Raw genomic sequence first — 24,422 nt, forward strand, 5'->3', positions numbered from 1 at the left:
TTTATTATGATGCAAAGAGGCATGAACGAGCGTATTCGCAGGCTGCGTGAACAGAGCGAGAACACTCCGCCCCGGCTTTCTCTGGAGCGGGCCGATTTAGAAACGGACGTCTATATAAAATATGAAGGAACGGTTTCCGTACCGGAGCTGCGCGCACTGACCCTGAAGCACGTAATGGAGAACAAAGCGCTCTGCATCAACGACGGAGAATTGATTGTCGGCGAAAAAGGCGACGGCCCCCAGTCCGCCCCCACGTTCCCCGAGCTGTGCTGCCACACGCTGGAGGATATGCACGTCATGAACGACCGGGAGCTGATCTCCTTCAAGGTATCGGAGTCCGATCTGAAGCTGCAAAAGGAAAAGATCATTCCGTATTGGCAGAACCGTTCCATCCGCCACAAGATTCTGGAAGCCGTCACTCCAAAGTGGAAGGAGTGCTACGAAAGCGGCATTTTTACAGAGTTTATGGAGCAGCGAGGCCCAGGGCACACCGTTGGCTCCGAGAATATTTTCCTCAAAGGCTTTTTGGAGCGGAAGGAGGAGATCCGGCAGGCGATGGAGGCCCTTGACTTTATTCAGGATAAAGAGGCTCTTGCGAAAAAGGAACAGCTCAGCGCCATGTCCATCTGCTGCGACGCAATTATGATTCTTGGCCGTCGGTATGCGGATTATGCACGGGAGCTGGCGGCGAAGGAACCGGATGAGACGCGCAGGGCGGAGCTGCTCCAGATTGCCGCCAACTGCGACGTGGTTCCCGCCCATCGTCCGCAGACCTACTGGCAGGCGATTCAAATGTACTGGTTTGTGCACCTGTGTGTGACCACCGAGCTGAATCCGTGGGATTCTTACAGCCCGGGCCGCCTCGATCAGCACCTGAATCCCTTTTATCAGAAGGACACCGCCGAGGGCATTCTGGATGACGAGAAGGCCAAGGAGCTGTTGGAGTGCCTGTGGATCAAATTCAACAATCAGCCGGCTCCCCCAAAAGTGGGGATTACCCTGAAAGAGAGCGGCACCTATACCGACTTTGCCAACATCAATACCGGGGGAATCACGCCGAACGGCGAGGACGGCGTAAACCCGGTCAGCTACCTGATTCTGGACTGCATGGACGAGATGCGGCTGCTCCAGCCCAGCTCCAACGTGCAGATCAGCCGGAAAACACCTCAGAAATTCCTGAAAAGAGCCTGCGAAATTTCCCGGCAGGGATGGGGCCAGCCCGCCTTTTACAATACCGAAGAGATCATTCAGGAGCTGCTCAACGCCGGCAAAACCATTGAGGACGCCCGCAAGGGCGGAACCAGCGGCTGTGTGGAGACCGGCGCGTTTGGCAACGAGGCGTATATTCTGACCGGGTATTTCAATCTTCCCAAAATCCTTGAGCTGACTTTGAACAACGGGTACGATCCCGTGGCAAAGAAACAGCTGGGGTTACAGCTTGGGTACGCGGAGGACTTCCATTCCTTTGAAGAACTGCTGGAAGCATATAAAAAGCAAATTCGTTATTTTGTGGAGATCAAGGTGGAGGGCTCCAATCTCATTGAATCCATCTATGCCAAATACATGCCGGCGCCGTTTTTATCCATCATCACCAACGACTGCATCAAAAAGGGCAAGGACTACAATGCGGGCGGTGCCCGTTACAACACCAGCTACCTGCAGGGCGTGGGGATCGGTACGATTACAGATTCCCTTTCCGCCATCAAATGCCATGTCTTTGAGAAACAGGATCTTGACATGCCGCGCCTGATGAAAGCGCTGCACGCGAATTTTGAAGGATATGAGGAGGTCCGCCACCTTCTGCTGAATGAAAGCCCGAAATACGGCAATGACGACGATTATGCCGACGAGATTATGCGGGAGGTCTTTCAGTATTACCGCGACTGCGTCACCGGCCGCCCGAATATGCGCGGGGGCCAGTATCGGGTCAATATGCTGCCAACCACCTGCCATGTGTATTTCGGCGAGGTCATGGAGGCCAGCCCGGACGGACGCCTGGCCCATAAGCCGGTTTCCGAGGGCATTTCTCCAGTGCAGGGCAGCGATACCAACGGCCCCACCGCCGTCATCCGCTCCGCCGCGAAAATGGATCATATCAGCACGGGGGGAACCCTGCTGAACCAAAAATTGACGCCCTCCAGTGTGGCGGGCGAAAAAGGGCTGAACCACATGGCGGATCTGATTCGGGCCTATTTCAATCTGGACGGTCACCACATTCAGTTCAACGTTGTCGACCGAAAAGTTTTGCTGGAGGCGCAAAAGCATCCGGAAGAATACAAAGACCTGATCGTGCGTGTGGCAGGGTACAGCGACCACTTCCGGAACCTCAGCCGCGCGCTTCAGGACGAAATCATCGATCGAACCGAGCAGGCCATTTAATTTGGAGCAAAATCTTTTTGGGGGAATTGTAAACGACCCATTCCTGAAAACAGGAGAAAGGACACGGATATGCTGGAATTAGGAGTTATCGGTTACGGCAATATGGGCGGGGCGATGGTCAAGGGGATCATCGGAACCGGCCTGATCAAACCCGATCAGATTCAGGTTTCTGATGTCAACCGCGCGTGTGTGGAATCGGGGGAGAAGGAGCTGGGCTTTCACGCCGCCGACAACAAGTCGGTGGCGGCAAACAGCCGGGTGCTGGTGCTGGCGATCAAGCCGCAGTTCTACAATCAGGTGATCAAAGAGGTCGCCGGGGAGATCGGTTCCGAAACCATTGTGGTCTCCATCGCGCCGGGAAAGACCATTGAGGAGTTGGAGCGCAGCTTCCAGCGCCCGCTGAAGATCGTACGCACCATGCCGAACGCTCCGGCCATGGTGGGGGCGGGCATGACCGCCCTCTGCGGAAACAGCCTTGTCACTCAGGAAGAGCTGCAGCGTATCCGGTGCTTGATGGAAGGCTTTGGCCGCGCGGAGATTGTTCCGGAATATATGATGGACGCGGTGGTAGGAGTGAGCGGCAGCGCGCCGGCGTATGTCTGCCTGTTCATTGAGGCGCTGGCAGACGCCGCCGTGAAGGAGGGGATGCCCTATCCGCTGGCTTACGCATTTGTGGAACAGGCGGTGTACGGCACGGCCAAAATGCTGCTGGACACAAGGCTTCACCCCGCGCAGCTGAAGGATACGGTGTGCTCGCCGTCCGGCACCACGATTGAGGCGGTTCATGTTTTGAAGGAAAGCGGATTCCGCAGCGGCCTGATCAGCGCGGCAGAGGCCTGCATCCAAAAGGCGAGGCAGCTCTAGCGGAGGGTTCCGTCTGGAACAAACAAGAATGGATGAGTCAAATTTTGATCAACAGCAGTCGGAAAAAGAACGCTTTGATCTGGTTGTGGAGATGGGGGAGCTGATTCTGCTCAACGGCGGGGAAATCTACCGTGCCCATGAAACCATGCTGTATGCTGCCAGCCAGTTCAAACTGAACGGGTTTCAGGCGTTTATCATCGCGAACGGCATTTTCGCTTCTGCGGTTGTGAACCAATGTATGTATTCCTGCCAGGTGCGCAGTGTTCCCCTGGCGCCCATTGAGCTGTGCAGGGTCGAGGCGCTCAACGAGCTGTCCAGAGACGTGGCTCAGGGCCATTGCACTCCCGCGCAGCTTCGGGAACGGCTGGATCACATCAAAGTCATGAAGGCGTCCGGAACAAAGCTGCAGATTTTGGCTTCCGGCTGCGGCAGCGCCTGCTTCTGTTACCTGTTTCAAGGCACATGGGCCGATGCTGCGGTAGCCTTCGGGGCCGGGATTACGCTGTACTGGTTTATTCTGCAGGTGCTCGACCGAATCGGCCTGCCGAAAATTATGAGAACCATCCTCAGCAGCGCGGAGGTTGCCCTGTTCTGTTTTGTGTCCTATTCTCTGGGCTTTGGCGACAGCCTGGATCACATCATTATCGGCGCCATTTTTCCGCTGGTTCCGGGGGTTCCGCTCACGAACGCGGTGCGCAACCTGCTGGAAAACGATTATTTGTCCGGGCTGGTTCGGATGGCGGACGCACTGCTCACTGCGGGCTGTATTGCCATCGGCGTGGGGATTGCGCTGTCTTTGGGCCACCTGCTTTTTGGGGGGAGCATATGACGGGAACGGAACTGTTGCTTCAAGTATGGATGGCTTTTCTGGGAACGGCTTCCTTTTCCGTTCTGTTCGGGGTCTCCCGCCGCCACTATCTGGCCTGCGGCTTCACCGGGGGCGTCGGCTGGCTGGTTTATCTGCTGGTGCTGAAAATCGGTTGGTCCAACGCGGTGGCGACCTTTCTTGCCACGCTGGTTCTGGCCACGCTCTCCCGGGTTATCGCGGCCCGTTTTCGCACGCCGGCCACACTCTTTCTGCTTTGCGGCATTTTCACTCTGGTGCCCGGCGCCAGTATTTACTATACGGCTTACTATTTCTTTATCGGCGACGAGCCGGCTTCTCTGCTGAAAGGAGCGGAGGCGCTGCAGCTGGCGGTCGCCATCACGCTGGGAATCGGTGTCTGCTATTCCATTCCCGCCCGCGTGTTCGGGTGGAAAAGCTCCCCGTCCGTTTGGAACAACGGGGATCGCTCCCGAACCGGATATTTTCACCGCTGACGGCTTCGGGTGCGGTCTGATCCCCGGCAGTTCCGGGCTCCCTCCGCTTTATCCGTGGTCTATCCTCCATACAAAAAGACAAATCACCCTGTTTAGGCCAAGAAATCGATTTTGAAAGGATGACACAACGATGAGCAATGCGTATTTTAAGCTGCAAATGCCCGACAACGAGCCGGTGAATTCCTATCTGCCCGGCACCCCCGCCCGCGCCGCCCTGAAGGCGGAATTGGCGCGCCAGGCCAGCACTCAGGTGGAAATTCCGCTGGTGATCGGCGGGAAGGAAATCTTTACCGGAACAACAGGCAAAAGCGTTATGCCCCACGACCACCAGCATGTTCTGGCAACTTTCCACATGGCGGGGGAAAAAGAGCTGAAAGAAGCGGTGGAGGCGTCCATGCGGGCCAAGGCCGAATGGGAGGCAATGCCCTGGGAGCACCGCGCCGCTGTCTTTTTAAAGGCGGCAGACCTGCTGGCCGGGCCGTGGCGAGACCGCGTCAACGCCGCCACCATGCTGGGGCAGAGCAAGACCGCGTTCCAAGCGGAGATTGATTCTGCCTGTGAATTGGCCGATTTCCTGCGCTTCAATGTGTATTTTACCCAGCAGATTTACGCAGAGCAGCCGAACAATACGCCGGGCGTGTGGAACCGTACCGAATACCGCCCGCTGGACGGTTTCGTTGCCGCCATCTCTCCTTTCAATTTCACCTCCATCGGCGGCAACCTGTGCACCGCTCCCGCCATTGCCGGCAATACAGTGGTGTGGAAGCCCGCCTCCACCGCCGTTTTATCCAACTACTATTTCTTCAAGGTGCTGGAGGAGGCCGGTCTGCCCGCCGGCGTCATCAACTTTGTTCCCTGCCGCGGCACGGATGTAAGCAAGTATATCCTCACAGACCCCAGACTGGCCGGCTTCCATTTCACCGGCTCCACAGAGGTGTTCCGCAGTGTGTGGTCGCTGGTGGGGGAGCACATCGGCTCCTATATCAACTACCCCAGGCTGGTGGGCGAAACCGGCGGCAAGGATTTTGTGTTTGCGCACAAGTTCGCGCAGGTCGCTCCTCTGGTAACCGCTTTGGTGCGGGGCGCCTTTGAATATCAGGGCCAGAAATGCTCCGCGGCTTCGCGCGCGTTTATCCCCGCCAGCCTGTGGCCGCAGGTGAAAGAGCGGATGCTCGGGGAAATCTCCAAACTCAAGGTGGGCGATATTCAGGATTTCAGCAACTTTATGGGCGCCGTCATCGACGCGAACTCCTTTGAAACCATCAAGGGTTTTATCGACAGAGCGAACCAGTCCCCGGAGGCGGAAGTTCTGTGCGGCGGGTACGACGATTCAAAAGGCTGGTTCATTTCTCCCACCGTGATTCAGGCGCAGAAGGCGGATTATGAATCCATGGTGAAAGAGATCTTTGGGCCGGTTCTTACCGTTTATGTCTACCCGGATGAAGAATTGGAAAAGACCCTGGAGCTGTGCGACACGGCCACTCCTTACGCTCTCACCGGCGCAATCTTCGCGCAGGACCGCCAGGCGATTGTAGAGATGGAGCGCAGACTGAGTAACGCCGCGGGCAACTTCTATATCAACGACAAGCCCACCGGCGCGGTTATTGGCCAGCAGCCCTTCGGCGGCGCCAGAGCCTCCGGTACCAACGACAAGGCGGGCAGCCTTTTGAATATGTATCGCTGGATCAGCCCGCGCACTTTAAAGGAGAGCTTTGTCCCCGCAGAAACAGTGTCTTATCCTTTTATGGAGGAAGCCTGATTCGATTCCGTAAAGGAGATGAATAAGATGGATTTTACCAATGCGACCATCATCAAAAAAGCAAATGTGTATTTTGACGGAAAGGTCAGCAGCCGCACGGTTGTGCTGCCGTCCGGCGAGCGGAAAACGCTGGGATTTATGCTGCCGGGTGAGTATGTTTTCAGAACCGACGCGCCGGAGCTGATGGAGCTGCTGGCTGGTCAGGCGGAAGTGCGCTTGAAGGAAGAAGACCCGCCCAAAACATACCGCGAGGGGGATTCCTTTCCCGTACCGGGGAAGTCCAGCTATATGATTCGCGCAGTCACCTGCCTGGATTATTGCTGCTCTTACCTGTAATGCCGATCGGAAGCAGTTAAATACAATAGACAGACGAAAATGCTTTCAAAGAGGGGAGTATTGCCTGCCGCCGTTTTGGCGGCGGGCGATATTCCCCTTTCTGTTTTCGCATTCCAAACAGGCACTGCTGCAAAAAACCATGGAAAGAGCCGGTGAAAACAGTGAAATCAAGTCAATGAAGAAACGGGACTCCGTTCCGGCCGGTTTTATATCTGAAAATCGGATATATTTCAAACGAAAATGATTTTTTTGGTAAGTAAAAACCCAATATGCCTAAAAAGCAATCGTGATTTTTGTACGGTAATGATATCTAAAATTTTAATTTTCATTGACAGTATTTCATACAAATGATATAATTTAAATACAGAATTCATATAAATGAAATATAAGAACGGATGTATCTTTGCTGATGAAATGAAACGAAAGCGCGCGGCAGTGCAAAAAAGGGAGTTTTCCGATTCCCGCAGAGTGAAAGGGGGATTATACCGGACTGAATTGACATACTTTCCAGCGGCTTTTCTATATCTTTGCCCACGGGTGTCAGGGCAAAACAGAAACAGGACGAGGAGTGATAGTTGTGGTTACAAAAGAAAGGGAAGCTACTTCCGAGGCATTTGATTTTACTCAGGATAAGCGGTTTTTTGGTCACCCCAAAGGGCTGGGCGTTACCTCAACGGTTATTTTGTCACAGGCCTTTGGCAACTACGGTATGTCGGCGATTTTAATCTATTATCTCTATGCCGCAACGGGGGAGGGCGGGCTTGGCTTCAGCCAGACCAACGCGGCGCAGTTCGTAAATGTTTACAGTTCGCTTTCGTTTATGGCAGGTATTTTGGGCGGGTATTTGGCAGACCGCTTTCTGGGAGTCCGAAAAGCGCTGGGCATTGGCTATTTGGTTAAGACCGTAGGGTATTTGCTGCTCGCAATCCCGGGCGGCGGCACGGCTCTGTATCTGGCCAGCCAGTTTCTGCTTCTGGTTTCCGGCATGTGCATGGGCAACAGCCTGTACGCGCTGGCGGGCAAAATGTACAGCAAGACGGACGAGCGCCGTGATTCCGGCTTCAGCCTGATGTACGTGATGAACAATGTGGGTGCCATAGCACCTATTGTTACCGGCACGGTGGCGCTGGCGCTGAATTACAATGCGGGCTTTCTGGTGGCCGGCGTCGTTCAGGGTTTGGGATGGCTGCTTTACATATTAACGGCGAACAAGGTGTTCGGAGATGCCGGAGTACAGCCGGATGACCCGGCGGACCCCGCGCATCGGAGGGCGACCATTACAAAGGTGGTCGGCATTCTGGTGGTTTTAGTGGGCTCTATTGCAGGGCTGCTCCTGTCGGGCACCATTACCCCCACCATGTTCTGCAACGGTATCAGCACCATCAGCATCTTTGTGCCTGTGGCTTACCTCGTTTACATTTATACCAGCAAGAAGACCAGCCGTGAAGAGGCAAGGCGCATCATCCCCTTTGTGTTTATTTTTGTGGCAAACTGCTTTGCGATGATGATCTGGAACCAGTCTACAACCATTTTGGCCATTTACGCGGCGGAACGCGTCAACATGAATTTCTTCGGCTATGAGATGACCCCTGCCGCATTCCAGACGGTTCCCGCCATATATGCGGTGCTGTTCGGCCTGCTGTGCAGCGCCCTCTGGAACAAAATGGGGAGCCACCAGCCCTCCACGCCGCTGAAGTTCGGCATCGGCACCGCGTTCTGGGCCTTTGGTCCCCTGTTCATGGTGATTCCGTTCCTGCTGTACCCCTCCAATGTCCGGGTCAGCCCCATGTGGCTGATGATCTTCTATGCTTTGATCATTTGGGGCGAAGCAATGACCTCTCCTGTCGGCATGTCTGCGGCCACCAAGGTGGCGCCCACGGCCTTTACCGCACAGATGGTAACGGTCTGGCAGCTCAGCCAGTCAACCGGCTCAGGGCTCAGCGCGCTGGCTGCAAACTTTTATGTGGAGGGCTCCGAAACCGGGTATTTCCTGTTCATCGGCGGCATCACGCTTTTGGTCGGTCTGGTTCTTTGGGTCGGCAATAAAAAGCTCGGCAGGATGATGGAGTGAAAATTTCCGAAGGGTTCTTTTCCGGTGAGCCGTATCAGTCGGGAGCGCCGGAGGTTAACGCATAATCCACAGGATGCTGTTTCAAGAAAGGAAGCGGTTGTTGTGATCTTAAAGGCAGAACATCTCATTTTGGGGGACGGAAAGACCGTTCTGGAGCAAGGCGCTGTCTGTGTGGATTCCGAGGGGAAAATTAAAAGCGTCGGCCCTTCGGATCAGATCGAGCGGCAAAACCCCGGGGAGGAAGTTCGGGATTATGGCGAGGCGACAATTTTGCCCGGGCTGTTTGATATGCATGTCCATTTCGGCTACTATTACAGCCAGCCCGGCCTGTCGGAGTACGACGGCTATATGGTCGCCTACTACGCGCTGAAGCAGGCGGCCTATGCCCTGGATCTGGGCATCACCACGGTGAGAGACCTTGCCTCTCCGTATAACCTGTGCAAAAAAATGCGTATGGCCGGGGAAGCTGGCTTTATAGAGGTTCCGCGGATTTTCCACACGCATACGGGAATCTGCATGACGGGCGGCCATGGGCATGAGGACGGCATTACGGAGGTGGACGGCGTCTGGCCGCTGCGCAAAGAAATTCGCCGCCAGCTCCGCGACGGGGCGGACTGGATTAAGATTTTGACGAGTAACCGGGAGGATTTCCCGGAATTTACGCAGGAAGAGCTGAACGCCGCGGTGGACGAATGCCACCGCAGGGGTGTGAAAACGGCGGTTCACGCCGGTACGCAGCCCGCCATTCAAATGTGCATTGACGCCGGGTTTGACACCATAGAGCACGGCACCTTCATGACTCTGGCCCAGGCGGAGCAGATGGCTGAGAATAATCAGGCGTGGGTTCCCACCATAACGGCGTATACCTACCTTTATGAGTACACCAAGCGCCTTATTGAGGAAGGCGGGGATTTGTCGAATCCCATTTCCGCCCGCGCGGTCAAGGATCAGGCCTTCTTCGAGCCGGCCGCAAACGCATACAGGGATCATTTCAAATCGTTTTACGATACGGGTGTTACGGTTTTGGCCGGCTCCGACATGGTGCTTTACGGCGCGCCGCCACTTCCGATTCATCAGGAGCTCGCCTATATGGTGGAGTATGGGATCACGCCGGTACAGGCCGTTGCCACAGCCACCGGGAACCCCTCCCGCGTGATGGGTCTGGAGAAGGTCACCGGATTCCTGCACCCCGGGCTGCAGGCGGATTTGCTGGTTGTACAGGGTAATGCCGCCGAAGATATCCACGCTCTGGATCAGGTGCTGGGCGTTTATCTGGGCGGCCGCCGCGTCAGAGAAAGTTGAAGCTGGAGAATGCCGTGGAAGAAAGGAAGCGTAATTGTTAATGAGCAAGCTGAGTGAAGAAAAGCTTTTCAGCTATTTGGAGGAGGAAAAGCTGGATGCGTTTTTTGTGTCCAAAGAAGTGAACGTACGGTTTATCAGTGAATTCACTGGGGACTGCAGTTTTTTGCTGATGACCAGAAGCGGAAAAAAGTTTTTCATAACGGATCCGCGTTTTACAGAGCAGGCGTCCATCGAATGCCCGGAGTATGAAATATTCGTCTGGCGCAAGCCTGGGATTGCCGGCCTGACGGTGGGCGACGCCATTGGGGAGCTGGCAAAGCGGGAGGGCTTACAGAAAGTGGCCTTTGAGTCGGAGTCGGTTTCTTACGAAACCTATCTGAGCCTGCAGGAGCGCTCCAAAGCAGAGCTCGTTCCGGTATCCGGCGCGCTGGATCAGCTGCGGATCATCAAAACGCCGCAGGAGATTGCCTGGCAGCGTGCCGCCTGCGAAATTTCCTGCCGGGCGCTCGATCGCCTCCTGCCGGAAATCCGCGTTGGCGTAACGGAGAAAACTCTGGCCGCAAAGCTTTCCCTTTATATGGTGGAGGAAGGCGCGGACACCATGCCCTACGGCAATATCCTGATCTCCGGCGCGCGTACCTCACTGCTGCACGGCATCCCCTCGGCCAAGTCCATCGAATACGGCGATTTCGTGCTCATGGATTTCGGCTGCCAGGTGAACGGCTATATGTCCGACATGACCCGCACCGTGGTGGTGGGAAAGGCCACGGAGAAGCAGCGGGAAGTGTATGAACTGGAAAAACGGATGGTGGAGGAAAGCCTGGCCGTTACCAAAGCGGGCACTCCCTGCAGGGAGATCTATCTGGCGTCCCTCAAGGCGATTCAAAATACGGAATACTTTGGGTACCACTACACCAATATCGGTCACGGGATTGGCCTGTTTGTGCATGAAATGCCCATGTACACGGAAACCAGCACGGATATTCTTCAGGCGGGCAACGTAAGAACCATCGAGCCCGGCATTTATATCCCCGGCTGGGGCGGCGTCCGCATTGAGGACCAGATTCTGGTTACGGAAGACGGTTACGAAAATATGGTTCGTTTTACTCACGACCTGATTGAACTTTAAAACAGCTCACGTCAGAAAAGCTGAATTCCCCCGGATTTTCTCCTTTTACCCTCTCACTGCCGCGCCGGGCCGTTCGATTCTCCACGCGGCCCGGTACGGTGAGGGCAAAACGGAGCTGTGGTTCGGCGGAGCAGCAATTTGGAATAGACGAAAAAAGTGAGCGGGCGTCTCTTTTCCGCCTGCTTTGAAAGGTTTCGGCGGGGGAAGCCCCCAAATCAAAAACGGAGAGAGCGCCTGTGACGGCGCTCTCTCCGTTTTTTGATTTGTATGAAGATGTTGGCAAAAGCAATTTGATATTACGCTAAAATATAGCTGCTTCGCGATTGCCGGCGGCCGTTTCATCTTTTACAATCCTTCCGCCTTTCATGACGAAAGGAATCGCCGCAAGGCAGGAGACATTCTCCAAAGGATTCCCCCTCACAGCAATGATATCCGCTCGTAATCCCTCGGTAAGCGTGCCGGTCTTATCGTCAATGCGGCACATCCTCGCCGCGTTCACGGTAACGCCCTTTACCGCGTCAACCGCCGCGGCCCCCATATCGCAGGCATAGGCGACTTCTTTATACAAAAAGGTGTGGTATGCGTCGGTGCCTATTGTAAAACGCAGGCCGCTGGTTACCGCCTTTGACACACAGCGAAATACCAGCTCGCGGTTTTTATGTACGTTTTCGACAAAGGCCGGCGGACAAAAGGGTTCTCTTTCCGGATCCAGAAATATGCCGGAAGTTAGCACAACCCATTTGTTGTGTTTCTTCAGCAGTTCAATTTGCTCCTCATTGATGCAGTAAATATGGTCGAACACATCGACGCCGGCTTCAACGCCCAGCTGCAGGCCCTTCCCGCCGATGCAGTGCGCACAGGTCATTTTGTTCAGCTGTTTTCCCTCTTCCACAACCGTCCGGATTTCCTCAAGCGTCATATAATAGGGAATCCAGCCGGGTGCAAGGGGAGGCGATCCGGCAGTGAGAAAGACTTTGAGAAAATCGACATTTTTTGAGAGGTTTTCCCGTGACCTTTTTCGGAATTCTTCCGTGCCCGAGTGCCCCAGCCCAACGTAACCGTGCCCGTGGATTCCGCGCATTCCAATACCGGCTACCAGCAGCTCGGGGCCCGTGAGGGTTCCTTTTTTAATTTCATTTCTGCACGTTACATCCAGGTAGAAGCGGTCGCCCATACAGCGCGCGGTAGTAACTCCGGACATCAGATCGTCGTGCAGCGTTTTCACCGCGGTCAGGGCCAGCATCGCCTCCGGCCCCTCCATGCTTTCCAAATGCTGCGGCAGTCTTGCGTCCATCCCCACGTGATTGTGGCACTCAATCAGGCCGGGCATCAGGGTGCAGTTTCCAAAATCCATTACGCGGCAGTGATCGGTGCTTTCCCTGAAAAAGGCTTCCTTTGTTGTGATTTTTTCAATTTTGCCGTCCGACACAATAACGCATCCGTCAGCCAAAGGCGCCAGCCCGGAGCCTTTCAGGATGTTTTTTGCAGTCAATGCTAAGTGTTCCATAAGCAGACCTCGTATTCCGTATTTAATCGATTGGTGTTTGTTCCTGCCGTACGCCCTTCTGCTGTGATTTTGAATCGAATGACAGCATGCCCGCGCTGGCTGCCTGATGAATGATTCAGCTTTGCGCCTTTGCCGCCTTGTTGCTTTTCATTTTCTCACGGAAGATTTTAAACAGCGGATAAACAAAGGAGAACACCGTAATTGCAAACAGGATAACGGTAATCGGTCTGGTAAACATCATCAGGTAGTGGCCCGCGTACATCGTGTTCGTCAGGGTCAGCGCTTCCTCCAGCATGGGCCCGAGAAGTAGCGCAAGCGCAACCGGCGCAACGGAATATCCGTGTTTTTCCATACCGTACCCGATGATACCCGCGACAAACATCGTCACTACGTCGAACATATTTTGATTGGTGGCAAAGGTTCCTACGGCGGCAAGAACAACAATGACGGGGGCCAGTATGGTTTTTGGGATGCGCAGAACGTTGGAGGACCAGCGACAGTAAAGCCAGCCGACAAAAAACATTAGAATGTTGATGATGACAAACCCAACCATCATGGTATATACTACGTTCGCATTTTCTGTAAAAAGCATGGGGCCGGGCCGCAGCCCGTGAATGATCATCGCGCCGAGGAAGAGAGCGGCGGGTGCGCTGCCGGGAATGCCGAGCGTTAACAGCGGAACCAGATCGCCCCCGGTACAGCCGTTTGCCGCGGTTTCTGCCGATATGATCCCCTCGTAGGAGCCTTTCCCGAATTTCTCGGGCTCTTTGGACGCCTTTTTTGCCTCGTTATACGACAGGAAAGCGGCAATATCCGGCCCTGCTGCGGGCATGATCCCGATTGCCACGCCAATCAGTCCGGAACGGAACAAATTAAACGCGTTGTCGGTAATATCCTTTACGTGCAGCGCGAGCTTACTGACCTTTGAGGCTTCCACCAGCTTCCCGGAGGGGTTTTCAATCATCTTCAGCACTTCGGGAATGGAGAATACGCCGACCAGCACCGGAATGACACTGATTCCGCCGGTCAACTGATAAATGTTGAAGGTAAAGCGCGGGTATCCCATCACCGGGTCCTGCCCGACCGTGGCAAACAGCAGACACAGAAACCCGACCAGCAGACTTTTGCGGATATTGTCGGGAGAAAGCATACATACAACGCTCAGGCCGAAAATGGCCAGCATCATCTGCTCCGGAGGGCCCACCTTCATTGCGACCATTGCCAGCGGCGGGGAAAAGAGCAGAAGAGAGAGCGCCGTCATGATTCCGCCGAAGGTGGCCCCGACCGTTCCCGCCATCAAGGCGCGGCCGGATTCCCCCGCCTGCGTGAGCGCCCTTCCTTCAAACGCGGTGGGCGCGCTCGCGGGCGTTCCCGGAATTCCCAGCAGAATTGCGGGAATCAGTCCGCCGTATACGCCGCCGCAAAACACGGCGCTCATAAGCAGCAGCGCCTGCTCGGGCTCCATCACGTAAGAAAACGGAACACATACCGCAACGCCCATCGTGGCCGTCAGCCCCGGCAGGGCACCGATCAGCACCCCGATGAAAAGCCCCGCGATGCAGATGAGCATGTTATAAGGTTGCAGAACATTAAAAAAACCGCCGATAATATGGTTGATATCAAATACCATGGAAAAGCCCCCCCTTCAAAAGCCAAAATGGATCCAGGTTCCAACCGGTAATGAAATCATCAGGAATCTCGAAAAAACGACATATGCGCTGATGGTAAGACACAATGGCAGAAGAACCTGCATTTTCCACGATCTCACCCGCATGATCTGCAGGCTTGCCACACAGAAAAGCAAAGTGGACAGGACGTATCCGATTTTCTCGATCATGAAAATGTAAAGCCCCAGCACAACAATATACAGGATGACGCGCCGGATCATTGCCGGAGCGGCGGGATCCTTTTCAACCGCTTCCTCGTCACGGAGATTCCGCAGGTCTGAAAACAGGATGGACGCGTTCACAATCGCACAGGCGGCGAGCAAGAAAGTCGGGTACCCCTTGGCCTCTTCTGGCATGCCGCCCAGCTGGGTATAAAAAGCGGCCAGCAGAAGAAAGACACCCGTTTGGATTGCGAGATTGATATGTATATTTTTCATCGATGTACCTCCTTGTGCGTAATGAGCGGAGCTCTTCCGCACATACGCGTTCGCAGAGCGGATTCGTATTATTGGGCAAGATTGGTGGAGTCGATCATTTCTTTATAGGTTTTATGGTTTTCCCTGTAAAACGCCTCGAAATCCGCTCCGGCTTTAAATTCAGAAAACATTCCCGCCTTTAGGGCCTCTGCCTGGTATTCCGGGTTGTCGTAAGCCCTTTTGAAGGCGTCGCAGAGAGTTTGTGCCACGTCGTCGGGCACGCCGGCAGGGGCAACAATGCCTCTCCACATGGTATGCGTAAAATCGATGCCGTTTTCTTTTACCGTGGGGACGTCGGGAGCCAGATCAAACCGGTCTTTACTGGTAATCGCTATGGGTACGACATTCCCCGCCTGAATTTGCGGGAGCGCTTCGGAGACGAAAGGCACCGCTACATCGCAGTCTCCGCTCGCCACGGAGGTGATTGCCGCGGCACCCCCCTGAAACACCATTCGTTTCATGCTGATACCGGTTTGTTTCTCAAGCTTGATTTTCAGGAAATCCCAGCTGGTCCACGCGCCGCCTACCCCGAATTTCAGCTCGCCCGGTTTTTCCTTTGCCTTGGCAATCAAATCCGCCATATTCTTGATGCCGGATTTTTTGCTGGCCACAATGATATGGGGATCCGCCGAAATTTCAACGATCGGCTGAAAGGAATCCACATTGTATTTGATGCCCTGGAACAGCAGATCGTCGTTGGAGTTGGTGGATGAAAAGTAGCCGAGCGTGTAGCCGTTGGGCTTTGCGCCGGAAAGCTGCGTAAGGCCGATGGTTCCGCTTCCGCCGGTGATATTGTTGATTACGATATTCTGGCCAAGCTCTTTCTCCGCGTATTTTGAAATCAGGCGAATCGCAATATCTGCGCCGCCTCCGGCGCCGAACGGGACGATCATTTCAATTGTTTTTTTCGGATAATCGCTTTTGGGCTGTGCTGTGCCGGCTCCGCCGGAAGTGGGTGCCGTTCCGCCGGAGCCGCAGCCCGCAACGGACAACAGCATTGCCAAAGCCAGCAGGAATGAAAGCGCCTTTTTCATAAATTCTCCTCCATTTTTTGTTTACTTTCATTGTGGTTTGGAAAGGGATGCGCCGAAAAGGATTTGCTTGCTTAGCTTAAAAAGCAATTATTATGCCAAATGGCAGATGCTGATTTCTTTGGTGAATTATGAATAATTCCACGAGCCTATATTTGTAAATTAATTATTAAAAATATTGATTTTTCAAAAGTTTTTTATTTTTATTATTTAATACAAAACGAAATGAATGCAACAATTGCATTGGCGTTGCAATTGTTTTATTGCAAGATTGCAATAAGGCCACTGTATCAGATCATTTGTTTTCTGATACAGTGGCCGGTTTGAAAGAATTTGACGGCTGCCGATCAGCCGTCAATGTGATACTTTTTCATTTTCCTCCACAAAGTGCTTTTATCGATTCCCAGATGCTGCGCGGTCAGTTTTTTGCTGTTATGATACATTTTCAGAGCGCTTACAATCATCTTTTTTTCCGTTTGCTGTAATGCGGCCAAACCCCTGTCGCTTTCGGCCGGATGCTCCGTCGTTTCACCGAAAACAGACTGAGGCACAGGGGCGTTTTGTATCCCAAGTGCTCCAATCACATCGGCTTTGTCCGCGTATTCTTTTTCGCATAGCACACAGATTCTTTCGCAGAAATTTCGCAGCTCCCGAACGTTTCCGAACCATTGGTGAGATACCGCCAAGCCCTGCGCTTCCTCATCCAGACCTTTTAAAACGCATCCGCCTTTTTTGCGTTGCGCTTCAATGTAATACCGAATCAAGTGCATAATATCCTCTTTGCGTTTTCTGAGCGGCGGAATCGACAATTTCAGCACGTCCAGGCGGTAGAGCAGGTCCTGCCGAAAATTTCCCTTCTTTACCTCTTCATGAAGGTTCTTGTTCGTAGCGGATATGACGCGCACATCGATGGGAATGATCCGGTCGTGACCCAAACGGATGATTTCGCGTTCCTGCAGCACGCGAAGCAGCCTGCCCTGCAATTTGGCAGAAATATCGCCGATTTCGTCAAGAAAAATGGTTCCCCTGTGCGCCACCTCAAACAGGCCGATCTTTCCGCCCTTTGCCGCCCCGGTAAAAGCGCCTTCCACATAGCCGAAGAGCTCGCTTTCCAGCAGCTCGTCCGGCAGTGCCGCGCAATTAATGGCAACGAAGGCCCCGTTTTTTCTGCGGCTTCTGTTGTGGATGCTCTGTGCGAACAACTCCTTGCCTGTGCCGGTCTCGCCGTAAATCAGAAGGTTGGAATCAGAATCGCTGAATCTTTTGGCAATGCGGATGGTCTCCTTCGTCAGACAGTCCCGATACAGGATGCTCTCAAACGTGTATTTTGCCACAAAGCCCTTTTTGTAAAGATCCTTGCGGATTTTTCCTTCATCCTCCTGAATCTTGGTGATATCCTGAAAGGTTATGACGCAGCCGGTGTTTCCGCCCTTTCCTCTTACCGGGACGCAGTTCACCATGAGCGTCAGCTCGTGAAACCGGTAGATTTCGGAAAGAATCTTTTTCCCTTCCTTTATCACTTCATCGACCGGAATACACGGGAAATAATTTGAAACATGCTCTCCTGTAATGGAGGCTTTGTTTTTTGCCAGAAGCGCCAGGCAGTAATTGTTGGCCAGCGTGATCATTCCGTCGCTGTCTGAGGAGATAATCCCCTGAAAGGAATAGTTCATAATATTTGCGATCTCGTTGCTTTTCTGCCGTTCCTTTCTCGTAATCACCACCGTTCGGATCGCTTCGTCAATTGCGTTGTTGATCGCTTCCTTGCCCGATTCAATCAGCTGACAGGGGATCCTGTGCTCCTGCGCGATGGCAACCGTTGAGCATCCGCCCACAATCATCTGTGCGCCGTCTTCAATTGCCTGCTTCACAATTTCCTTTAAATAGATTTCCTTCTCCGTAAAATAGCTTTTGATGGTCACGTCCTTATAGACCTGGCTCACGCTTTCGGAACCGTAGACCATATTGAACGCGCCCACGACCGCTATTTTTTTCGTATCGGGATGCTCCTTTAAGCATCTGTCCACAGCGGCAATCACATCATAACCGGATGTTTTGAGCTCCGCATTGGGAAGAGACGTGCCTTTGAGCATACCTGCTGTAAAGCCTCTCGAAATAATGACATCGCCGTGGCAGCCCTGCTGGAGAGTGTTGTTAAAGCTGTCCAGAATAATCTCATAAGTAAGGCCGTCTTTGTCGGGGCGTTCCCGGAACACCTGTTCAATTACGTTGCTGAGCTCCGGGTAGGGCGAAAAAAAGACAATATGTATCATTTTTAGCCTCCGCATGTAAGCAGTCGGTTTCCACCCGGCCGGTGGGGAACAGGGGATGGATGTGCCGGTGAGAAGGGCGGTTTGCATATCATTTGCTTTTGTGGCAGAAGGCGGGAAACGGTGGGAAAAAATCTCCGCCGTTTCATGTTGTTATGCCGGTGCGCCTTATACCCAACAAGCTTTTAAACGGAACCATTTTGAAAGCGCGCGGGTAAGCCGCCGACAGCGTCGCCGTTCATCAGTCGGTGAGCACCGGAAATGCTCCGGGTCTTTCCGCCGATCCACCGTAAGGTTTTCAGGCTCATGAACGATGCCGCCGGGTTTTTTAAAAAGCCTTCGTTTCCTCGTGTTTGAGAAAGATGTTTTCAAAGATGCTCTTGGCGGCCGGGGTGGCGGCCAGCCCGCCCTGCGCGGTTTCGCGCAGCTGGGTGGGGAGCATTTTGCCGGTGTGGTACATGGCGGCGATCACCTGATCCGGCGGGATGACGCTGCGCTGGCCCGCGAGCGCCCAGTCCGCGCTGAGCAGGGCGTTTACGGTTTGAGAGGCGTTGCGCTGCGCGCAGGGCACCTGCACCAGCCCTGCCACCGGGTCGCATACCAGGCCCATGGCGTTCATCAGGCAAAAGCTCCCGGCGTGCAGGGCGGCTTCCGGCGAACCGTGGCAAAGCTCCACGGCGGCGGCAGAGGCCATTGCGGCGGCCACGCCGCACTCCGCCTGGCACCCGCCCTCCGCTCCGGCCACCGTCGCGTTGCGTGTGATGATCGCGCCGAGCCCCGCAGCGGTCAGCAGGCCGCACAGGGTTTCCTGCAGCGTCAGGCTGCGTTTCTCCCGCACGGAGAGAAGCACCGCCGGCAGAATTCCGCAGGCGCCTGCGGTGGGGGCCGCACAGATTTTTCCCATGGCCGCGTTGACCTCGCTGCAAGAAAAGGCCAGCGCCATGGAGCGGTTTATCCAGGAGCCGCACAGAGAAGAATCCAGATTGGAATATTCGTTCTGTATCCGGCTGACGCCGGTAATCAGGCCGCCGATGGCGCGCTGGGGGGTAAAAAGCGCTTTTGTCGCCGAGCGTTCCATCACCCGGTAGGTTGCCTCCAGCCGATCAAACACCTGTTGCTCTGTTTTTTCGGTCAGCTCCATTTCGTTTTCCAGAACGATCCGCCACAGGGGAACAGACCGTTCCTGCGTCTGGCTCAGCAGATCTTCTGCGGATCGGTACACGGCGATTCCTCCTCTCTGAAAAGATTGATGGCGCGCACCTGAAACACGTTGGGGATGATCCTGAGCTGCTCGGCGGCCTGCTCTGGAATGGCCTCGTCGGTTTCAATCGTGCAGAGCGCGGTGCCACCCTTCTTCAGGCGGCTGACCTTCATCACCGCAATGTTGATCCCGTATTCCGCCAGAACACCGGTCAGCTTGCTGATGGCTCCGGGACGATCCTGATAGCTCAGGATCAGCGCCGGCGACTGTGCGGTGAAGTGCGTGGGGAAATCGTCAATCTGTGTAATGATGATCTGCGCGCCGCCGATGGAGGAGCCGATCACCCGGCAGATGAGGCGCTCCCCCTGAAAAAAGCTGAGGACAGCCGTGTTTTCGTGCGCCCCCTCCAGCTCCGTCTCGTAGAAATCATACGAAAGGCCGGCCTGCTTTGCCATTTGGAACGCGTTCGGCAGGCGCTCGTCATCTTCGTGATACCCGAGCGCGCCGAACACCAGCGCCCGGTCGGTTCCGTGGCCGCGGTATGTTTTCGCAAAGGAGCCGTGCAGCCCGAACGATACGCGGTCGTACGGTTCCCCCGCGATCATCCCCGCGATTCGTGCCAATTTGGCTGCGCCCGCGGTATGCGAGCTGGAGGAGCCGATCATGATCGGGCCAACGACCTCAAAAATACTGAGTTCCATATTTGCCGCCTCTTTCCGCATGTGTTCTTTTGCCCTGCCCGCCGCAAGGGCCGGTGATGTTCTCCGGGGATTAGGGTTCCCAAAAAGCCCGCATATCTTATTTGCATTTTACCACAATTCTCATCAATAAAACAGAAGTGCCGGGAGAAAACGGAGATTTTTTAGCATTTCTGGCGAAAAACTGAGAAATATTCTGCTGCTGATTGCATTCGTCAATTGTTATTTTATTTCTGTGCTGCAAATATCTTCCAGATAATAAAATACGACTCTTTTACGAGGGGCGGTTCTGCTGACACAGATCATCATAGGGCACCGGGCATTTGCGTCCGTTATGGTGCGGCGAAACGGCCTCGTAATGTTCCGGGGTCTAAAAGGCATGGGCGAATGGCCGGATTAAAAAACTCCGCTAGGATTATTATCGGATAATTTCTGTAAATAATATCAACCGGCCTATATTCCTTCAAATGGGGTGAATTTATTGACTCTGGTCGTGTTGGGGATCATATCCATTGCCGCGTGCTGCAAATTCGGCGATTTGAAAAATTGGGGAGAGTATTATTCAACCATACTTTTCTATAATGTAGGGGCAATGACGGAAAATATTATTACACGCAATCGGCCGCTGTGGCTATTCTATGGTTCTCACATGACGGATACAATCGCGGACTATGTATTTGGGTTCCTCATCTTTCCTTTCATTATCATTTTATATTTATCCAGATATCCAAAAGCGAGAAAAAAACGAATCCTGTATACGACCGCTTTCATTTCCTTCATGTCTTTGGTCGAGCTGATATTATATAAGATTCAGGAGCTGCAATACTACAATGGGTGGAATGTGGGTTGGTCTATTCTGCTTTATGTTGGGGTGTTCCCCTTACTGCGATTACATTCAAAAAGGCCCTTGACTGCCATGCTTATTTTGTTCACACTCACGGTTGGCGGATTATTATGCTTTCATATCGCGATAATAGATTAACAGCAAGAGGGGAGCACATCAATTGATGTCGTTTATTCCGGAAGAGGTCAATATACAAAAACAACTTACCGAGGTGCGCATCAGCCAATGGCTTTCGGAGGTTTTTTTAAAACCCAGGTGGTGGGCGCTTGTTTTCATCATTCTGGCGCTCTGTATCGTCTGGTTTCAAATGGTCGACAAATCCAGACTAAGTGAGATCTGTTTGTTTACGGTTTTGTTGACGATCATTTTTATGGGCATAGATGAATACGGTGAGGAATTGCTTTTGTGGGATTATCCGATTGATATCATCCCGCTGTTCCCTCCGTTCTTTTCCATCCATTTCATCAGCATTCCCTTGCTTTACTCCCAGATATACCAGCGGTTCAAACAAGGGAAGTATGTTTTCGCGGTTCTGATCAGTTCGGCGGTACTTTGCTTTGTCGTCGAGCCTATCATAACCTTTTTCGGCTATTACGATCTGATCAATTGGCACTACTATGAAAGCTACCCGATTTATGTCGTGACAGCATTGTGCACAAAAGCGACTGTTCAAAAAATACTGTATTTTTCAAAGAAAAACAGACGAATCGGCAATGCAGGGTGATCGATATGAGAGATTTATCCGTGGAGCTTCAACGGGAATTGACAGCGAGCCGTTTTGAAGAATGGCTCAAAAACGAACTGTTTCACTTTAAATGGTGGATTCTGCTTTGCGTATTCATACTGTCGGTAGTTATCTGGTGGAAATGCATCGATAAATCCAGATTGAGTGAGCTTGTTTTATGCGCGGGGATTGTATGTATTTTCGTTTTGGTACTCGACGAACTGGGGGAAGAACTTGCTCTTTGGGAGTATCCCGTTAAAATATTCCCCCTGTTTCCCCCCATATCGGCAATTGATTTAGCGAGTCTCCCTTTTTTATACTCGCTCATTTATCAGTATTTCGGTACCTGGAAAAGCTACGCCATAGCGTCTGCTGTCATGTCCGTTTTGTCCTGCTTTGTGATGGAGCCCCTTTTTATTTTAAGCGGTATTTATCAGCTGATCACATGGAAAACGTATTATGGAATGCCGTTGTATTTTGCGATAGCGATTAGCACAAAATGGATTATGGTTCGGCTGAAAAAAATGGAAGCCAAAGCCGGCTGACCCATGCCCCCGGTTCGGCACAAGCGAACCGGTACGCCCGGAGAAGCCCCCAAAATCAACTCCGCAACGGGCGCAGAAAAGCCTTCCTTACGCTTTGGTCTGTCAATGGCAGCCTTTGCGCAGGTGCCGCTTGATTAAAAACAGAAATTCCTTTTCAAATAATTTTCCCTCCGCTCTCATATATTGATAAAAAAGGAGGGGAGAATTTTGGAACAGAAGGAATACGGAAAAAACGATTGGCACGATATCCTCCTGTGGGGCGCTCTGTGGGGGATTTTTGAAGCTACGGCCGGGTATTTGCTGCATCTCATATCGTTTGGTATGGGCTGGCTGGTGTGGTACCCTGTCGCGTGCTTTTTTATGGCGAACGTATACCGCGCCACGAATAAAATATCCTCGATTCTGTGGATGGGGCTCCTGTGCTCGTCCATCAAATTGCTGAACCTGATGCTGCCGGGGCGAATCGATAAAGTCGTCAATCCGTCCGTTTCCATTGTTTTGGAAGCTGCGGCAATGGCGGCGGCGATCTGTGTGTTTCAACAAATGAAGACCGGGGAATCAAAAAGCCTTCTGCAAAAAGCGGCCATGGTTCTGTTTATGAACACCGGCTGGCGGCTGCTGTATTTGCTGTACTTGCTGTTTATCGTTCCCGACTGGATGCGTGAGATTTCGGTGGTCGCCGTCACGGGAAAATGCGTCAACTACTTTGTTGTGCAGAACCTGATGACGAGCGTTTTCATTACCGCCGGGTATCATTTTAAGGGCTTTCTGCTAAGGCCCGTTCTGTGGGCGGAACAAAGGCTCTGTGTCTCTGCCCGCCGGATTCCACTGCGGCTCAGGCTCGCTGCGGGGAGCGGCGCCGTTTGCGCATTGCTTGGCGCAGACATCGCTCTTCAGTTTTTCCTTTCCTAAAACAGAAAAACTCCATCCTCAATTTGAAGATGGAGTTTTTTTCTGTATTGTATTTATACGGCGGGAGTTCGGGCAATCTCGGTATTGTCCCTGGTATTGTCCGTCAGCCCCTGAACGGGGTTCGGTTTGGACTCCGCGCGGTAATCGACGTTGAACTTGCTTTGGTGCCGCACAATCACATTGTGGCTTGCCACCGCGTTCACATCGCTGTTCACGCGGTTCTGGTAGATGAAGAACTCGTGATTCTGCGGGAGCTGATCAACGGGGACAAAGTTCTCTCTGTTTGCGGTCAGACAGATCTGATCATTGAGCACCTGCCGCACATAGTCTCTGGTGTCGTGGAACTGGAGGAGCTTTGGGAATTCGCCGCCGGGAATCACCTGCTGCCAATCCTTCTTTTCATACTGATTCAGCAGCTCCACCGCCTTGTGCAGATGCGAGATTTCCTGCTCCAGATGGAGCTCCCATATCGATTTCACATTGGGGTCGAGCTCATCCTGGTAGAAGGAATAGTAAAGGTAGCATTCCGTGTATTCATGCAGCAGCAGGTTTTCGAGCCAGGTGGCGTTCGGGTCAAGCAGCGAGCCGTATTGGCTGACGTGCTGTTCCTCGATCATCGCAATCTCCAGGTAAAGCTGCCGGCCCAAATCGTTGTAATAGGTGTTGCCGATGTTCATATAGAAATTCATGGTCTGCTGCTCGCCTGCCGTGATGATCAGTGTGTTCAGCATGGTGCGGATATCCGCCGTTTTGAAGTCTACGGGGTGCTTCACGGATTCGTACGGGAACCGGTGCTCGGCGATCGTCGGGCGCCCGGGGGTGATGTCCACATAGCTTTTTACCAGCTGCTGGGCCGGAATCTGCGCATCCAGATCAAGAAGGTTCGAGTAGCGGTACAGGTGGTCAAAGTCCTCCAGCAGCGCGAAATCCAGCGCCTGCCTTACATAGCTGTTCGGCTCGTTCTGCGCCAGCCACGCGGTCAGGTCGACCGCAACATGCTCATACCCTATGGTCGTTTCCAGCTGCGTCTCATCGATCGGCTTGAGCCAATTGATGCGTTTTTGCTGCTGCTGCTCCACCCGGCGGGACAAAGCCAATTCGCGCCGCAGATCATTGTTCGGGCAGTTCCGGTGGAATTGATGCTTGAACAATGCGGCTTCCACCTCAATGCCGTTCATCAGTATAATGCGGACCTTCGTATAGGGATCAACCGTCATTTTGTTGTAGGGCGTGGGGTACACAGAGGACCAGTTTAAAATTCCGTCCGCAACATTTCCGGGCTTTTGCTGAAAGGGATTCATTGTTTTATTCCTTCCTTCTTTTTGGTTTACTTACATTTTTTCTATAATTTTTGGAAATATACGAATAAGCAAAGAATGAAACAGAG

General features: G+C 53.2%; 21 protein-coding genes. 13 read left to right on the forward strand and 8 right to left on the reverse strand.

All coding sequences use genetic code 11. The annotated features are described in order from the left end of the window. Positions 1-6 precede the first annotated feature (6 nt). The 9 genes from hypD to G340_RS0107860 all read left to right on the forward strand — a co-directional run bounded on the left by hypD (position 7) and on the right by G340_RS0107860 (position 11,160). A complete protein-coding gene (gene hypD / locus G340_RS0107820) occupies positions 7-2,379 on the forward strand; it encodes a trans-4-hydroxy-L-proline dehydratase (protein ID WP_020073094.1) in 2,373 nt (790 codons plus the stop codon). Between the two features lie 69 nt (positions 2,380-2,448). Then, positions 2,449-3,243 (forward strand): pyrroline-5-carboxylate reductase, encoded by a 795-nt coding sequence (gene proC, locus G340_RS0107825; protein ID WP_020073095.1) that lies wholly within the window; start codon positions 2,449-2,451, stop codon positions 3,241-3,243. A 28-nt stretch (positions 3,244-3,271) separates the two neighbouring features. After that, positions 3,272-4,072 carry a threonine/serine exporter family protein gene (locus tag G340_RS0107830; protein ID WP_020073096.1) on the forward strand — a complete coding sequence of 267 codons (801 nt, stop codon included), beginning with the start codon at positions 3,272-3,274 and terminating at the stop codon, positions 4,070-4,072. After that, positions 4,069-4,563: a threonine/serine exporter family protein gene (locus G340_RS0107835; protein ID WP_020073097.1), complete on the forward strand. Its 495-nt coding sequence runs from the start codon at positions 4,069-4,071 to the stop codon at positions 4,561-4,563. The genes G340_RS0107830 and G340_RS0107835 overlap by 4 nt, the downstream gene beginning before the upstream one ends. 130 nt (positions 4,564-4,693) lie before the next feature. Further along, positions 4,694-6,322 (forward strand): L-glutamate gamma-semialdehyde dehydrogenase, encoded by a 1,629-nt coding sequence (gene pruA, locus G340_RS0107840; protein WP_020073098.1) that lies wholly within the window; start codon positions 4,694-4,696, stop codon positions 6,320-6,322. Between the two features lie 27 nt (positions 6,323-6,349). Next, the gene (gene ppnP, locus G340_RS0107845; RefSeq protein WP_020073099.1) at positions 6,350-6,658 is read left to right on the forward strand and encodes a pyrimidine/purine nucleoside phosphorylase; all 309 of its coding nucleotides are present in this window, start codon (positions 6,350-6,352) and stop codon (positions 6,656-6,658) included. A gap of 577 nt (positions 6,659-7,235) precedes the next feature. Next, positions 7,236-8,729, forward strand: a complete 1,494-nt coding sequence (locus tag G340_RS0107850) for a peptide MFS transporter (protein ID WP_020073100.1) — start codon at positions 7,236-7,238, stop codon at positions 8,727-8,729. 102 nt (positions 8,730-8,831) lie between these two features. After that, complete coding sequence (locus G340_RS0107855; RefSeq protein ID WP_020073101.1) at positions 8,832-10,031, forward strand: amidohydrolase family protein; 1,200 nt, start codon at positions 8,832-8,834, stop codon at positions 10,029-10,031. A gap of 40 nt (positions 10,032-10,071) precedes the next feature. Next, entirely contained in the window at positions 10,072-11,160 is a 1,089-nt protein-coding gene (locus tag G340_RS0107860) for a M24 family metallopeptidase (protein ID WP_020073102.1), read from the forward strand. A gap of 301 nt (positions 11,161-11,461) precedes the next feature. Here the strand turns inward: G340_RS0107860 and G340_RS16600 are convergent, their stop codons facing one another. From G340_RS16600 to sdaAB, 7 genes are all read right to left on the reverse strand, one after another. Continuing rightward, entirely contained in the window at positions 11,462-12,667 is a 1,206-nt protein-coding gene (locus G340_RS16600; protein WP_081626940.1) for an amidohydrolase family protein, read from the reverse strand. Between the two features lie 115 nt (positions 12,668-12,782). Then, positions 12,783-14,297 (reverse strand): tripartite tricarboxylate transporter permease, encoded by a 1,515-nt coding sequence (locus tag G340_RS0107870; RefSeq protein ID WP_020073104.1) that lies wholly within the window; start codon positions 14,295-14,297, stop codon positions 12,783-12,785. 15 nt (positions 14,298-14,312) lie between these two features. After that, positions 14,313-14,771 (reverse strand): tripartite tricarboxylate transporter TctB family protein, encoded by a 459-nt coding sequence (locus G340_RS0107875; protein ID WP_020073105.1) that lies wholly within the window; start codon positions 14,769-14,771, stop codon positions 14,313-14,315. A gap of 68 nt (positions 14,772-14,839) precedes the next feature. Then, the gene (locus G340_RS0107880) at positions 14,840-15,844 is read right to left on the reverse strand and encodes a Bug family tripartite tricarboxylate transporter substrate binding protein (RefSeq protein ID WP_020073106.1); all 1,005 of its coding nucleotides are present in this window, start codon (positions 15,842-15,844) and stop codon (positions 14,840-14,842) included. 344 nt (positions 15,845-16,188) lie between these two features. Next, positions 16,189-18,114, reverse strand: coding sequence for a sigma 54-interacting transcriptional regulator (locus G340_RS0107885; protein WP_020073107.1), 1,926 nt, complete (start codon positions 18,112-18,114; stop codon positions 16,189-16,191). Positions 18,115-18,439: 325 nt separating this feature from the next. After that, entirely contained in the window at positions 18,440-19,333 is an 894-nt protein-coding gene (sdaAA, locus tag G340_RS0107895) for an L-serine ammonia-lyase, iron-sulfur-dependent, subunit alpha (protein WP_020073109.1), read from the reverse strand. Further along, a complete protein-coding gene (gene sdaAB, locus G340_RS0107900) occupies positions 19,306-20,013 on the reverse strand; it encodes an L-serine ammonia-lyase, iron-sulfur-dependent subunit beta (protein ID WP_020073110.1) in 708 nt (235 codons plus the stop codon). Before sdaAB ends, sdaAA begins: the two co-directional genes overlap by 28 nt. Positions 20,014-20,503: 490 nt before the next feature. Between sdaAB and G340_RS18590 the strand changes: the two genes are divergently transcribed. The 4 genes from G340_RS18590 to G340_RS0107930 all read left to right on the forward strand — a co-directional run bounded on the left by G340_RS18590 (position 20,504) and on the right by G340_RS0107930 (position 23,035). Continuing rightward, complete coding sequence (locus G340_RS18590) at positions 20,504-20,992, forward strand: CBO0543 family protein (RefSeq protein ID WP_407635360.1); 489 nt, start codon at positions 20,504-20,506, stop codon at positions 20,990-20,992. Between the two features lie 25 nt (positions 20,993-21,017). After that, a complete protein-coding gene (locus tag G340_RS0107915) occupies positions 21,018-21,578 on the forward strand; it encodes a CBO0543 family protein (RefSeq protein WP_020073113.1) in 561 nt (186 codons plus the stop codon). Between the two features lie 5 nt (positions 21,579-21,583). Beyond that, the gene (locus G340_RS0107920) at positions 21,584-22,123 is read left to right on the forward strand and encodes a CBO0543 family protein (protein WP_020073114.1); all 540 of its coding nucleotides are present in this window, start codon (positions 21,584-21,586) and stop codon (positions 22,121-22,123) included. Between the two features lie 207 nt (positions 22,124-22,330). Next, positions 22,331-23,035, forward strand: a complete 705-nt coding sequence (locus G340_RS0107930) for a hypothetical protein (RefSeq protein WP_020073116.1) — start codon at positions 22,331-22,333, stop codon at positions 23,033-23,035. A gap of 53 nt (positions 23,036-23,088) precedes the next feature. Here the strand turns inward: G340_RS0107930 and G340_RS0107935 are convergent, their stop codons facing one another. Next, the gene (locus G340_RS0107935; RefSeq protein WP_020073117.1) at positions 23,089-24,336 is read right to left on the reverse strand and encodes a hypothetical protein; all 1,248 of its coding nucleotides are present in this window, start codon (positions 24,334-24,336) and stop codon (positions 23,089-23,091) included. Positions 24,337-24,422 lie beyond the last annotated feature (86 nt).

The sequence above is a fragment of the Faecalispora sporosphaeroides DSM 1294 genome (assembly GCA_000383295.1).
Classification (GTDB): domain Bacteria; phylum Bacillota; class Clostridia; order Oscillospirales; family Acutalibacteraceae; genus Faecalispora; species Faecalispora sporosphaeroides.